10 protein-coding genes are annotated in these 15,063 nt (G+C 30.3%); 9 read left to right on the top strand and 1 reads right to left on the bottom strand.

Annotation, left to right across the window (positions count from 1 at the left end; translation table 11 throughout):
- The first annotated feature begins 4 nt into the window (after window positions 1-4).
- The 4 genes from IMX26_RS09515 to IMX26_RS09500 all read left to right on the top strand — a co-directional run bounded on the left by IMX26_RS09515 (window position 5) and on the right by IMX26_RS09500 (window position 3,662).
- On the top strand, window positions 5-826 hold the full coding sequence (locus IMX26_RS09515; protein WP_195158156.1) for a hypothetical protein: 822 nt from the start codon (window positions 5-7) through the stop codon (window positions 824-826).
- A 13-nt stretch (window positions 827-839) separates the two neighbouring features.
- Window positions 840-1,427 (top strand): hypothetical protein, encoded by a 588-nt coding sequence (locus IMX26_RS09510; protein ID WP_195158155.1) that lies wholly within the window; start codon window positions 840-842, stop codon window positions 1,425-1,427.
- A 263-nt stretch (window positions 1,428-1,690) separates the two neighbouring features.
- Window positions 1,691-2,605, top strand: coding sequence for a DUF483 domain-containing protein (locus IMX26_RS09505; RefSeq protein WP_195158154.1), 915 nt, complete (start codon window positions 1,691-1,693; stop codon window positions 2,603-2,605).
- A gap of 178 nt (window positions 2,606-2,783) precedes the next feature.
- Window positions 2,784-3,662: a radical SAM protein gene (locus IMX26_RS09500; protein WP_195158153.1), complete on the top strand. Its 879-nt coding sequence runs from the start codon at window positions 2,784-2,786 to the stop codon at window positions 3,660-3,662.
- 61 nt (window positions 3,663-3,723) lie between these two features.
- Here the strand turns inward: IMX26_RS09500 and IMX26_RS09495 are convergent, their stop codons facing one another.
- Window positions 3,724-3,930 (bottom strand): hypothetical protein, encoded by a 207-nt coding sequence (locus IMX26_RS09495; RefSeq protein ID WP_195158152.1) that lies wholly within the window; start codon window positions 3,928-3,930, stop codon window positions 3,724-3,726.
- 177 nt (window positions 3,931-4,107) lie between these two features.
- Between IMX26_RS09495 and IMX26_RS09490 the strand changes: the two genes are divergently transcribed.
- The 5 genes from IMX26_RS09490 to IMX26_RS09470 all read left to right on the top strand — a co-directional run bounded on the left by IMX26_RS09490 (window position 4,108) and on the right by IMX26_RS09470 (window position 14,767).
- Window positions 4,108-5,088, top strand: coding sequence for an NAD-dependent epimerase/dehydratase family protein (locus IMX26_RS09490; RefSeq protein WP_195158151.1), 981 nt, complete (start codon window positions 4,108-4,110; stop codon window positions 5,086-5,088).
- 17 nt (window positions 5,089-5,105) lie between these two features.
- Window positions 5,106-6,239, top strand: a complete 1,134-nt coding sequence (locus tag IMX26_RS09485; RefSeq protein ID WP_195158150.1) for a M20/M25/M40 family metallo-hydrolase — start codon at window positions 5,106-5,108, stop codon at window positions 6,237-6,239.
- 283 nt (window positions 6,240-6,522) lie between these two features.
- A complete protein-coding gene (locus tag IMX26_RS09480; RefSeq protein WP_195158149.1) occupies window positions 6,523-6,948 on the top strand; it encodes a C-GCAxxG-C-C family protein in 426 nt (141 codons plus the stop codon).
- 203 nt (window positions 6,949-7,151) lie between these two features.
- Window positions 7,152-8,507, top strand: a complete 1,356-nt coding sequence (locus IMX26_RS09475) for a helix-turn-helix transcriptional regulator (protein WP_195158148.1) — start codon at window positions 7,152-7,154, stop codon at window positions 8,505-8,507.
- A gap of 95 nt (window positions 8,508-8,602) precedes the next feature.
- Window positions 8,603-14,767 (top strand): thrombospondin type 3 repeat-containing protein, encoded by a 6,165-nt coding sequence (locus tag IMX26_RS09470; protein ID WP_195158147.1) that lies wholly within the window; start codon window positions 8,603-8,605, stop codon window positions 14,765-14,767.
- Window positions 14,768-15,063 lie beyond the last annotated feature (296 nt).

The following is a 15,063-nucleotide window of genomic DNA, read 5'->3' as shown; positions in this document are numbered from 1 at the left end:
AGAAGTGAAATTAATACGTAATGTTGATAGGCGTATAATCTATTTACTAGTATTTTTAGCATTAGCTATTCCTATGCTTAAGCCAATTGGTTTGCCATTCTCAATAAATGAAGAGTCTGAAAAGCTATTCAACTTAATTGAAAACTTAAAACCAGGAGATATGGTAGTACTGTCGTTCGATTACTCTCCAAGTGGGCAGGCACAACTAGATCCACAAGCAAGATCAGTCATGAAACACGTATTTTCACGCCCAGGAGTGAAGATAGTTTGCATAGCATTTTGGGATACAGGACCCTTGTTTTCAGATAAATTTTTAGCTGAACTTGAAGGTACTCATGATAAATTATATGGCAAAGACTATGCAAATTTAGGATATATTGCAGGCGGTGAAACAGCTATATCTGCTTTTGCAAAAGACGTACATAAAGCTTACTCTAAAGACCGATTAGGGAATAAAATAACTGATATACCAGTAATGAAAAATTTAAAATCTGCTGCTGATATTGATTTAATGATTTCCTTTAGTACAGGAACACCCGGTACTGCAGAACATGTAAGACAAATAGTATCCGTATATGGTACCCCATTTGCAGTTTGCATGAACTCCGTATCTGTTGCTGGATCTATCCCATACTACCAAGCGGGTCAAGTTAAGGGATATTTAAATGGTTTAAGAGGCGCTGCAGAATACGAAATGATGATGCATTCACCTGGACCTGCTACAGCATCAATGGACTCATTATCGTTTTCACACTTAATAGTAATTATCTTTATTCTTCTCGGAAATATAGCATACTTCTCTGATCCCGAAAGAAAGAAAAGATAGGGGGGTAAAGGTTATGTTAGGTACATGGCTTGCTGCAATAGGCACTTTAGGACTCATGTCATTTGCAATAAAAGAGAACCCTTTTTATAGATTTGTAGAACATGTATATGTAGGTATAGGAGCTGCTCACTCATTGGTTATGGGTTGGGAATCACTAGATACTACTGCATTTACACCAATTAGTGATGGTCAATATTGGAAAATAATACCTATAGTTATTGGTATCTTACTTTTTACAAGGTTTATTAAAGGGCAAATGTGGTTATCTAGATACCCATTATCCATACTTGTTGGTTTGGGTGTAGGTCTCACAATTAGAGGAACTATAAGTGCTCAAATCATTGATCAAGTACAGGCTACTTTAGTATCATTGTCGACAATAAATAATATTATTATAGTTTTTGGTGTACTTTCAGTGTTAATGTTCTTCTATTTTACCAGAAGAAATGATAATAAAGTCTTTAATGTAAGTAGTAAAATAGGAAGATACATAATGATGATAGCATTTGGAGCGCTATTTGGTAATGCCGTTATGGGTCGTATGAGTTTAATGATAGGACGTGTTCAATTCTTGTTAGGAGAATGGTTAGGTATACTATAATAGCTGAAGGTCGCTTAATTGCTAAGCGACCTTTTTTCTTATTTTACTACATGAATTTTAAACACTAAATACTAATAAAATAAATTTCATAGCAAATAATATAAGTATAGTAAAAAGCAAACTTTGCTGTTTTAAGTTTAATAATCATCAACAAAAAACTAATAATAAATATTATATAGTATAAAAAGTTTGTTATTAGGAGGAGTTTCGACATATTGTGTTGAAATATACTATAAACCTTATGTTGTAAGAAGGGAATAGCTATGGATAAACATTTAATTGCACAGCTGTACAATGAAGAAGATATAATATCAAAAAGAATAATTATAGACAATATGTTACTTAGTAAATTGGGTTTTAAAAACTGCAGTTCTATTACTATTCCTAGAGATTTAACTAATGGACAAACCCTTGCTGAAGATATAAATAAACAATATGAAGAGAAAGTAGCCAATTATGAGTCAAAGTTCTCTTTAAAAAAATTGTCATTATCACCAAGCGGAATGGTTAAAAAAGCGGTAAGACATAAGCAGGATATTCTAAGAAAAATTTGTAATGAAAACATCAATAAAAATGAATCATACCACAGAGTAATCTCATGGGCCAAAATTATAGGTTTACTAGGCATTGAATTTGAAGTTAGACCAAGTATTAGAGAAATGTTATTCATACCAGAACCCAGTAAAAAGAAGGAAATTGAAAAATTAATGCATTTTCGTGCTATTTTAAAAAAAGATGCCAAAAAAACCTTCAATGAAAAAACTCCAGTTCAGGTTTTGCTTTATCCAGAAGAGTTAAATCCTAGGTATGTTGAAGAAATAGCAAAGGTAACAGGATATCCAGAGTGTTGTATTAGAGCGTTTATGGAGGATCGTAAAAAGGGCGATAATCCTCATATTAGAGGTGCATTAGATTATTATAAAGCATCCAAAAATAAAACACCTGAGGTTTGGGCCTATTATACAGGGGAGTTTGTACCCTGCAGAACAGACTGTCGAGCAGCTCAAAATCTTGGAAAAAAGGCATACGAAAAACTAACAGACATTGATAAAAATATAGCAGAAGACTATAAAAAAATGATGGGTGAAAATAGAGCAGTTTATGCTAAAAGTTCTAAAGCACTGCAAAGTGAAATAGTTAAAATGCAAAAAAGAAATGAAAAAAATATAAAAAAATAAACTAGAGGCTTTTCCCATTATCGGGTAAGCCTTTTATATTAATGCCAGCTTTTAAAATAAATATGTCTTAAAATACAATGTAATAAGTAAATATATATATAATAAATAAAATTTAATTACAATAATGTTAAAAGAATATAGTATACGTACAATTAAATAATAATTCAGGAGCGTTTATATGATACATGAAGTAAAAGTTAAAGGTTTATTACATAGAACAAAAGACCCTCAAAGTTGGTATGATGTTTACTATAACTTTAATATTTATCGTGGATGTAGTCATGCCTGTATATATTGTGACTCAAGAAGTAAGTGTTATGGAATTGAGAACTTTAATGATGTAGTTGTTAAAATAAACTCACCTCAGTTACTCAAGAAAAAACTAGTATCAATTAGTACAAAAAGAACTATAGGAACAGGTTCTATGAGTGATCCGTATGAACCAGCAGAAAAAAAATATAAGCTCACCCAAAGTTGTTTAAAACTTATAGCAAGGTATGGCTTTCCTTTAAACCTAATAACTAAAAGTGACTTAGTATTACGTGATATAGATATTCTTAGTGAAATAAATCGAGCTTTTTGTCAAGTTATATTTACTATAACAACAACAAATAGAAAGATGTCTTCTTTAATTGAGCCTTATGCACCAAACCCTCAACGTAGGCTTTTGGCTATTAAAGAGTTAAGTAAAAGAGGCATTAATGTAGGCGTGCATATTATGCCAATTCTACCTTTTATAAATGATACGGAGAGTAATATAAAAGATATAGTAACACAAAGTAAACAACATGGAGCAAATTTTATTATTGCTTCGTTTGGGCTTACATTAAGAGATAGACAAAGAGAATATTACTACAATCAGCTAGAAAAAATTAAGCTTGGATTATCAAAAATTTATCAAAAACAGTACGGAGATTTGTATTATTGTGAAAGTATTAAGGCTAGTAAGTTAAGGCAATACTTTAAAGAATTATGTAAAGAAAATCATTTAATTTATAATATGGCTGATGTTACAACATACGAAAAGCTTAAGCAAACACAGCTTAAGCTTTTTTAAAGTTTAAATAATAATTGTACGTCTACTAATTATTTTAGGCTTCGTAATCTAAATAAGCAAGTTATCGTCCGTGTTTAGCTTTTGCCTCTTTTAACTGTGTTAAAGAAACAGGATACTCATTCATTAAATAGCCTATTAATTTACTTATTCTATCGGTTGCTTTAAGATTGTTAAAATCTAAATTTTGGCTTACTGATGTATAAGCTTCATCCCATTCTTGCTTAGTCCAAAACATTTTTTCTTGTGAAATCCATTCTCTTTCGGCCATAAAATATCCCCTTAGTTATTTACTTTGAATAAGATTATTGTTTCATATAAAAAATTTTTTATTCGTAACTATTAAATTATATATTTACAATAGCTTTAAATTATATTTCTGCTATCTAACAATTTTTCTTAATATATGATATATTCAATATATAAATATAAAGTAAAGGGTGATATAGTGAAAATACTAGTTATTGGCGGTACAAGGTTTATTGGTAGGCATGTTATAAATCTATTGTTACAAGAGGGGCATGAGTTAACTTTATTTAATCGTGGAAAAACAGCAAATCCCTTTCAAGGCAAAGTAAAACTTATAAAGGGAGATCGTAAACTGTCTGGCGATATGCTTCAAAAAACAAAAACTCACAACTTTGATGCCGTGATAGATATAATAGCATATAATGAGAATGATGCTACAGAAGCAACAAGAACGTTTTTAGGAAAAGTTAATCATTATATTATGATTAGTACTCGCTCAGTATATCAGCAACCAATTTTATGTCCTATAAGAGAGAGTGATAAGTTAGAGAGTGATCCAAACTCAAGTTATGGATATAACAAAGTTTTAGCCGAAAATAAGTTTTTAGAAGCATACAAAAATAGTGTTTTTCCAATATCAATTTTACGTTTACCAGCAGTTTATGGTGAGTATGATTACCAAGCCAGGGAATGGTATTTTATTAAGAGACTTTTTGATAGTCAAAGAGAAATGTTGTTACCAAACTTTGGCTTAGGCATTAATCAAAGAGAGTATACCGGAAATATTGCAAATCAAATTAGTTGTATACTAAAAAATCCTCAAAAAACAATAGGAAAAGCGTTTAATTCAGGACATAAACACTATAATACCTACCAAGAGTTGGTGCAGATTGCAGCAAATCTTATGGGTAAAACAATTAAGTTTTATGGAATAAAAAACAAGGATATGCCCTACTATGTGCCTTTAGCTAGTGATGGTGTTAGAGTTTGTAGCACTGGAAAATTAGAGTCTATAGGGTATGTTGAAAAATACAGTGTTGTAGATGGCTTAACTAATATGATTAAATATTTTACAGATTACCCTATATCAGAATATTTATTTGCTAAAAGACAAAACGTAAACATGTTTGACTATACTTTTGAGCAGTCATTAATAAATAATAAGGCCATAGAACTTTAATAAAAGGAGTGAGCAGGATGGCTTTAGGTATTGATAATAAAAGGCTACAAGAACTAACTAGATATGCAACAAAACAAGCTGATTTGCTAATTACTGAGACTATTAATGTATGTGAGATAGCTGCGCCCTCATTTAAAGAGCAAAAAAGAGCAGCGTATGTTCTTCAGCGTATGTTGGAGTACGGTTTAGATACACATATAGATGAAACAGGTAATGTAATAGCTTTAAAAAAAGGGAATTGTAATTCAAAACCAAATATTATGTTTGTTGCTCATATGGACACTGTGTTTCCTGAGGGAACAAATGTAACAGTTAAAAGAAAAGGCTGCAAACTATATGCACCTGGTATAAGAGATAATTCTGCAGGAGTAGCTGGTATTATTCTGTTAGCAAAAGCCTTAAACGATGTTGAATTTTTGCATGGTGATATTTACCTTGTTGGTTCAGTTGGAGAAGAGGGATTAGGAGATCTAAGGGGAATTAAAGCAGCTTACCAAAGCCATAAAGGAAAAGTAGATATAGTAATAGGAGTTGATGGTGGATTAGGTGGCATGATTAGTGCTGGAATAGGCAGTAGGCGATTAAAAGTTACTGTTTCTACTGGTGGTGGTCATAGTTGGGCAGCATTTGGTTCTCCAAGTGCCATACATTCATTAGGTACAATGATTGGTGAAATTGCAAAGATTCAAGTACCAAAAAGTCCACGAACAACATATAATGTTGGGGTAATTAAAGGGGGAACTTCTATAAACTCAATTGCCAGTTTAGCAACTATGTTAATAGACTTACGTTCTGAGCAGAAACAACCTCTTATCGAAATTGAAACTAAAGTAAGATCTATTATTACTAATGTAGCAAAAAAACAACAGGTTAAGGTAAATATTGAGATAGTAGGAGATAGACCAGTGGGTAGATTAACAAAAGACCATAGGTTAGTGAAAACTACAGCTGCAATTTTGGATCATTTAAAACTTGCTAAACACACTGGAGCTAGTAGTACTGATTGTAATGTACCATTAAGTGATGGAAAACCCGCTATTTGTGTAGGAATTACAACAGGAAAAAATGCTCACCGCCTAGATGAAAGCCTAGATACTGGTCCAATGTCACTAGGGTTAAAACAATTAATGTTATTAATAGAACTATTATAGTTTATCTATAAATATACAATATAAAATGAGAGTGGCAGTTATTGCAACTCTCATTTTATATTGTGCTATAATATTTTGCATAAAATTAAAGTTAACTATATTTAAGTTTTGCTAAAATACAAATAATTAATTTTAACTGTCTTATATTTAAATTTTACTTAATTATTATCTTATAATTAAATATTATACAAAAAAATCCTAATTACAATATTATTTTAGATATAATTAATAATATTATGTTATAATATATATTATATTTATTTCACGAAAGGAGAGAATCCTAATGGATATAAAAGATAGAGTAAAACAGCTTTATCTAGAAGAGGGTTTTAATTGTGCGGAGGCTATGTGGCTTTGCTTAAATGAGCAGGATTTAAGCGAAGAAGAGCTTAGCTTTGGCATGAAACTAGCTGGAGTTTTTGGTGCTGGTTTAGGTTGCGGATCAACATGTGGGGTAGTTGGTGGCGCAGTATTAACTCTTGGTCGTTGGTTTGGCAGAGGTTTAGGTGAGCCTCGTAATCAAGATTTGCCTAAGTATGCCAAAGCTTTCTGTGAGTGGTTTAATGAGAAGTATAATAGTAAAGATTGTTGTGATTTAAAAGATAGTAATAATCATAAACCAATTTGTGCTAATATGTTAGCTGAAAGTGCTGAATTTGTTGAAAAATTATTAGACGAAGGTCTAGAACAAGAGTCCTGTTCACTCTGAGGTTAATACCATAACTCGCGGTGCGAGTAACATAAAATTGATAAAGGGTTTCGCAATCATAGCGATTCCCTTTGTAAATTTTGAGTATATAACTAATGTGTATTTACTAGCTTTGTATAAAGAAATTTAACTATAAAACTCAGTGGAACGAAAAGCGTCTAACCTCTTTTATGTTACAATTAATAAAAACTAAGGTGCAATATATGATATTTAATAATAGAGCAATTTTCATACTTATATACGGGCTATTTTTAGGTTTTGTTTTATCATTTTTGTATGCTGGACCTATTTTAAATTATGTTAACCTAAAAATAAGTAGTGACTTGCTTTTATTAATTATTTTCATGTCTGGAATACTATCTTGTATTTTTACATATCATCACAATATAAATATAACCCCTAAAATTCTAAGTATATCAATTATTGTTAATATTTCATTTAGTATACTTCTTTACCTTCTGTGTCAGTTTGCTAATAATAATATTGCATGTATGACCTCTTATATATCAGCAGGACTAGTTGGATTTAGTGCTATGTTTACCTCAAATAGTTTGCTTTCAATATCAAAAAATAATAATAAATTTAATGAGATATTTATAAATATGGGGCTCGTAATGCTCATAGCTAATGCTATTTCATATAGTGTGTATATATTGTTGTCATTTAAGTTAAAGAATACTGCATTTTTTTTGGCTCTCTTAAGTGTAGTAATTACAATACCATTATGTTTTAAAGTAAACTATAAGCAAGTAAAGAATAACTTGAATGTTATATTTTATAAAGGAAATATATTTTCATTTGCAATGTTAATTTTTCTAATAAAGATTAGTGAGGGCATAATATATAAAATTGTTGAGCATGAGTTCGCAATTCACCAAACTAATTACGAATATACTTATATAATTCCATATGTTTTAGCTTTATTTGTAGCAATTATATTTTTATATAAAACAAAACGACATTTATTTTCTTTACTATCTCTTTGTATAAGTTTAATAGGTATAGGTATGTTATTTATACTTTTTTCAGAAAAAGGTATATTTATATCTAATTTCTTGATGCATTTTGGACTAGGACTTTTAGATATAATAATTTGGGGTGGGCTAGTTTATTTAATACATGTTTATGATAATGGTTATAAAATTTCTTCGTTTATCATGTTTTTTCATATGTTAGGTGTTTTTATGGGTGGTTTTATATCAGAATTTTATTTATATGAAAGAGAGTTAATATATTTTGTAGCTATTATATCTATATTTTTATCTTTTATGATAACTGCTAAGGTATGTAGCATTACTAATGATGTAGAAAATAAGAAAAAACAGTTAGATCAAGATAAGGAAAAAAAAGCAAAGCTAAAATCTAAAGAAAAATATAAACTGCTAACTAAAAGAGAGCAGCAGGTAGTAAGTTTAATACTATTAGGTAAAATAAATAGAGTTATAGCTCAAGAACTTAATATTTCTGAGACGACTGTGAAAACTCATTGTAAAAATATTTATGTAAAATTAGGTATAAAAAGCAAAAAAGAAGTGAAACTAATCTTCAATGATAATTAATTTAGAACTATCTATATAAAATCCTACTTTTTTTTAGAAAAGTAGGATTTTTTTCTTAATCAGAGTTCTTTATTATTATTATGGAGGTGTATTTTATGTATAAAAAGATAATAAGCATAATTTTAATCGTGACAATTATGTTAACTACTACAGATTTAACAGGAATAAAAAAAGTTGAAGCTGCTACTAGTTCTACTAACAATTCTACAAGTTCTTCAACCTTTTTTGATTTTCAAAAGGTACAGGATTCTGTTAAAAGTACTTTAGATACAGATAACGATGGAGTATATGACGAGGTAGAAAGAATTATTGGTACTTCTGCAGAATATAAAGATACTGATGGTGACGGACTAGATGATTACTTTGAATTAAAAAATGGTCTTAGTCCTTTAAAAAGTGATACAAATGACGATGGTGTTGATGATCTTTATGAGATTACAAAGGGAGAAGATATAAAGCCAAATATAAACTTAGATACTGATAGAGATGGAGTAGCTAATATTTTAGATGATGATAACGATAATGATGGAGTTGTTGATTATATTGATATCTCTCCGTTTTCTGTAATAAATAAAGCTGATAGTAAAGTAATTGATATTGCTACTAGCGGGCATAGAACGTTTGTTACTGTTCAATTAAGGCCAGAAGATGTAGAAAATATTATTAAGTACAATAGAGCAATAACTTGGCCAGAAGACTATGTGGGTCAAATAAGAAATATTGATGCAGATTACGATAATATAAAAATCACTCCTTATTTAAAAATAAGATATGATTATTCTAGTTCATACCCAGACAAAAAAGAACTATTACAGTATGGGTATCTTAAAAAAGATAAGGACTTATATATTCCCCTACAAAAACTAGAATCTAATGGGCAATGTGTTGGTTATCAGGCAACAATTTATATACCAAAAAAAGGTGGAAACAAAATCTATGAAGGTTTTTATACGAATGTTATGACTTTAGAATTGTCATATATGATGACCATGAAGAACGATTATCTTAATCAGAACATTCATAAAAAGTCTTCTGTTTTAGGTATTTTAGAGAGCTCTAAGAGTACAAAAAAGGTTACAGTCACTGGATTTGATGAGTTAAGAGAGAAACAGTTTTTAAACACCTCTGTTGGTGATTTAAATAATAATGGAAGGCCTGACTTTGCCATATTTTATGTCTTGCATGATGATGTAAAAGAAGGAATAGTTAATATTACCTATGATGTATACTATGATTTAAACGAGAATATGAAATCTGGTTCATATGGAAAAACAGGTTTAAAATTTCCGATAGAAACTGGCTTTAAGTATACAAACAAAGATGATGAAGGCGTATATACCTATTTGTCTCGATTTGATATGCAAATTGTTAATGGTGAGATATGTGCATTTTACTATGATGGTAAAGAAAAAGCTACTGTTTATACAGCAGGTGGCTATGGAAATAAAAATACTGGTATTAAAATTGATAATGGTAGTAGAAACTATTTTAATACTAAGAAAAATAAGGAGTTCATAGGTAGCAAAATCTACGATACTGCTGGTTATTATGATAAAAAAACAGATACCTATTTTTATTTATATACTACTGAAAATAAAGAAACTAACTCTGATCATTGGGATAATACCTATTTAGCTATAAAACAGGGTAATCAAAAGCAAAAGGATATATTAGTAGATTTTAAATCAAATGTCCCTAAATTAAAACATGAAATTATTAATACATTGTTTGCAGATATGACAAGTAGCTGTGCTCTTGAGATATATGATGTAAACAGTGATGGTAAAGAAGATTTAGTTTTATTAACCTATAGATATAATACTGATGTAGATGGTAAATTTGACTCAGACCTATACTATATGTCAGATATTTATGGTCCTGGGCTTAAAAAATACTGGGAGAATATTAAAAAGCCCCCTATGGATTTTAATAGTAACAAGGTTTTTGCTCGTAGTATGGATTTATTTGATTTTAACCAAGACGGTTTAATGGATATGGTCTTTGTTGAAGCAAAAAAAGATATTGATTCAGTTAAGACAAAGAAAAAACCTACTGGTTATAACATGGATCTATCCTTTGATTTAAGTGTAAGCTATGGTATTGGTTCACGAGAAGAAATTTTTATGACAAATGAAGTTCCGTTTAAAATAACTGGATTACAAGTTGAAACTCAACATGAGATTAAAGCAAATATTTATTACAATTCGTCAAATGACGTAATGTTAGGTGTAACAGAGGCTATGGAATATGAGTTTGTAAATTCTAGTAAAGAAATTAATGATGCTATTAGTACAACCGTAAAAAACTTACAAGCTGATCACTTAGAATCATGTTTAAACAATAGTAGATTTTCAACTTATGATGAAGCAGTTATGGAGATAGGTCGCTTTTTTAATCTAAAAAAGAAGAAACATCAAAATTCGATTGGAGCCTATTTGCTGGCTTTGCAAAAGAAAACTCAATACTATAACTTAGATGAAATTAAGGTTAGCCCTAATCAGCGTGTAGTAGCAATGAATGTAAAGAAAGTACCTCTTTTAACGTTAAAAGAACTCTCACTTAAATGGCTTATAAATGGTGAGCTAGCTAGTCCGCAGGGTTTGACTAACATGATTGAATTAAATAAAAATAACATAAATTATTTTAATGAGTATAGAAATCATGCAAAAGATAATTTAAGCAGACTAAACATAGGTATTACAAGAATTACCCAAATAGCCGACAAAAAAATACAAGGTAATGATATAGAGTATGAAAAGGATGGGGGTAACCCTGTTTATTTGGGAACTAAGTATCCAGCTTCTGGGGTATCAGGTTATATCTTTGTATCGAAGCATACTAGCTTGGTTACTAAAACAAAAATTGTAGAACCAAGTATTATTAGTAATTCATATGGCAAATTTTTTAGTTCTTCTGCCGATAAAGCAATGGCTTCTAAATATGCTAAGTTTGCGAAAATAGGAAAAATAGCAACAGGAGTAGGGCTTTTTATAGATGTTGCATTTTCGGTTTACTCAGGAGTTTTATATGGACAAATGTTACAGGAAAAGGGCGCTAGTAAAGGTTTGAGAACTGGAGCTACCATAACATATATTAGTTTATACTCAGCTAAAGCAGTTTTATTAACCTGCTGTGTCTCAGGAGCATTGGGTCCTATAGGGTATGGTATTTTTGCTTTGGCTATGGTTGATATGCTTCTTGATTTCTTTATAGAAGACTACGATAGTCTTGTAGACAAGTGGTTAGAAGGAGCGGTTAAACACTTTTATGATATTAAACATCATGAGGGAACTTATGTTTCGGACCTAGATATAGTGGATAAAAGAATATTTAAAGACAGCTACTTTACTTGGGTAAACGACATATATAGAGAAGAAACAGATTACACTACTATGGTTAGTGCAGCTAGTAAAAAAACACCAGCTAATAAAAAAAGCAAGGTAGATAGCTGTTGGGTAAAAGTATACGATGTATTGGCTTGTGATAGTGCTTTAGTGGACAATGATAGATCATATAGTGAGCAAAAACTATTTAAAAAAGACGATATTTGGAATGTTAAACGTGAATTTTATTTTAATAACAAAATAGAGTTTAATAACCCTGGTAGAAATATATTAGTGAATAATGATGTCACTTATAAGTATAAGATAATAAAGTATGTGAAAGAAGAAAAAAAGATAGACCCTAAGTTTGAAAAGGGGCATCTCATAATTCGTGATAAAGAATACACGTACTATTATAGTAATGGTAATAAGATTCATGACTTAAATAATAGAGGGCTATATTTCGATGTGCTGCCTACTACTTTTGAGGCATTCTTTGATTATTTTGAATTAGTAGATGTTGATAAAATAATAAAAAATAACCAATTAGGATGTCGAGATATTGATGGAGATGGTTTACTAGTTAATGATAAAGGACAAGAAGTTAAAGCTGACGGTACGGTTTTAAAAAGTGACCCAAATAAGTATGATACAGATAATGATGGTTTATCTGATTATTTAGAAGCAGTTTATAACTCAGATCCAAATTCTGATGATACCGATAAAGATAAGCTAAAAGATTATGAAGAGTTTATACTAGGAACAAATCTTAATGATAAGGATACTGACAAAGATGGTCTTTCTGATTATATAGAAGTAACAAAACCAGTAACTTTTAAACTGTATGATTCAGTCATAGCAGAAGGATATTCAAATCCACTTTTTGCCGATACTGATGGGGATTATGTGAGTGATTTAGAAGAGAGTAAAAATAGAACCAATCCAGCTTCTAAATTTACTTATGGTGGTGATTTATACGATGGAAATAAGTATATACCACAGGTTACAACCCCATTTGAAGAGTACTACAGTTTAGTGAATGGTCAAGAGCTAATTATTGACCTTAATAATCATATTACAGATGAGGATGATAGTTCATTAGTATTCTTGACTAATTATGGAGCAGTAGATGAAAATGGAGTTCTAACTTATATCTATAATAAAGAAGAGCATGGAACTACATTTGAAATTACAATAATAGCAAGCGATAGTAAGTGCGGTATTTTGGAGAATAAAATTATAGTATGTGATGATACGGATAGTCCATTTTTAACAGGGGTTAGTTTAGATGGCGTAGTAAGCGATAGTATAGAAGCTATAAAAGAAAAGGCAAAATCAACAAGTAGCTTTGCAGTTGAATTTAATGAAAATGTGTTACTAGAATCAAAAGAAGCTATAAGTATAGTACCTATTTATAATGAACACTTTGATAAAAATGAGGCTGGTAAGAAATTATCAACTAATTGTGAAGTAACTATAATAGAAGAAACTCCAAATACTATTATAATAAGTAGAGAAAATCAATTAATAGAAAATAATATTACCTATGAGATAAATATAGCCAAAGAAGCATTAACTGATATTAATGGTAATATGCTTAAGGATGATTATAAAATTACTTTTAGCACAATTGATACTATTGCTCCTAAGCTGGTATCTGTAACAGATACTGTAGGAGTTGACTCTCCCTTGATTTTAGAATTTAATGAGCCAGTAATTCAAAAGTCTTCAAGGTGCAGTAGTGTATGTGTTCTAAACAATGGTGATTGTTATAAATTACATGGAAATACAATAAAAAACACCTATGTAGTTAATATTAAGCCTAATCAACTAAAGAGTAACGAGATATATGTACTAGATAACAATCTAAATATGCTTTGGGATCTTAACGATAATGTTTTTGAGGGTTTTGATAACATTGATATAAATGAAAAGTCATTTAAAACAACAGATGTAGAGGGCTTGCAATGTACTTTAGATCAATTTACATTAAACTCACCATTTGTGCAAAGCTATAATTATTGTTATGAAACCAATATTAAAAATGGTGAAATTGAAATAACATTTAATGAAGAGATTAAAGAGGGTGTTGATTTTAATAGTATTGCTTTAAGCTATGAAAATAACTTATACTTTTATGGGTGTGATACAGCGGCTACTTTTATAAAAGATACAGCGGCTGAGTTTACACTACCATATACAGCACGTATTGAAGGAAAGAGTTTATTTATTAAACCTGATAATTACGATGATAACATGAACTATTCTGTATTTATTGAGGAAAAATCCCTTACAGACTTAAGTGGTTCATACCTTAAGAATATGGTAGATGGATTGTATAGAGTAAGGGTTTTAGCAAGGTCAGGTGTGCCTTCAACTGTTAAAGCTGAAAAAACAGACATAGTTGCATTGGTTAGCCTTAGTCAGGATATGAGTGATGTAAACATTGTAGCTAAAGGTTTTAATGATACTGCCTATCCATCTCAAATTATCAACATTATGCTTAATGAAGAAGCAGAAAGTAGCGGCTCAATTTACACATTAAAACAAGCCATCACTATTAGGGATGAAGATAATAAAAAAATACCTATTTCATCTGTAAGTATTGATAAGGGAATAATGATGGTAAGGCTTATTAGCCCATTAATGCCTAATAGCAGTTATGTAATTAACATAAAAGCAGGAGCATTAAAAAGCGATAACAACGGTAAAAGCCAAGAAATTACCTTTAGCTTTAATGTAAATGATGAATTGAATCTTAGCTTTAATAATCTAAAAGAAATTTTAGCTAAAATAAACGAAAAGCTTGGTTTGGGTGATGAATTGACTAAAAATATACCTGATTTAGGTGATGTTAAAATTCCCGATTTTAACATAGGAGATTTAAGTAGGCAAGTTCCAGATAAAATACCTAATTCTGTACCGAGTGGGTTTTAAATAAATGAAAAACTGCAAATGAAATGGCTAAGTTGTTTCAATAGAACAGTTGATATACTCGTAAAATGAGTTTATCGACTGTTTTTACTCTTTAAATGTAGAACGGGATATATGTCTGGATTGATGATTTGCAATCGATGTATAATAACATCTATCGTCTGTTAAAGCTAGGGAGTGTTACATAAACTATGAAATACAACCAATTTCTCGTGGATTAAATACCATCCTGCCAAGAAAATTTGGTGGTATAGATTTATCTGGGGGTGAGTGGCAAAGGAAAGTACTATAATATGTTA

It is taken from the genome of Clostridium sp. 'deep sea', from assembly GCF_014931565.1.
Classification (GTDB): Bacteria; Bacillota; UBA994; order PWPR01; family PWPR01.
This window is presented reverse-complemented; position numbering and strand designations above follow the sequence as displayed.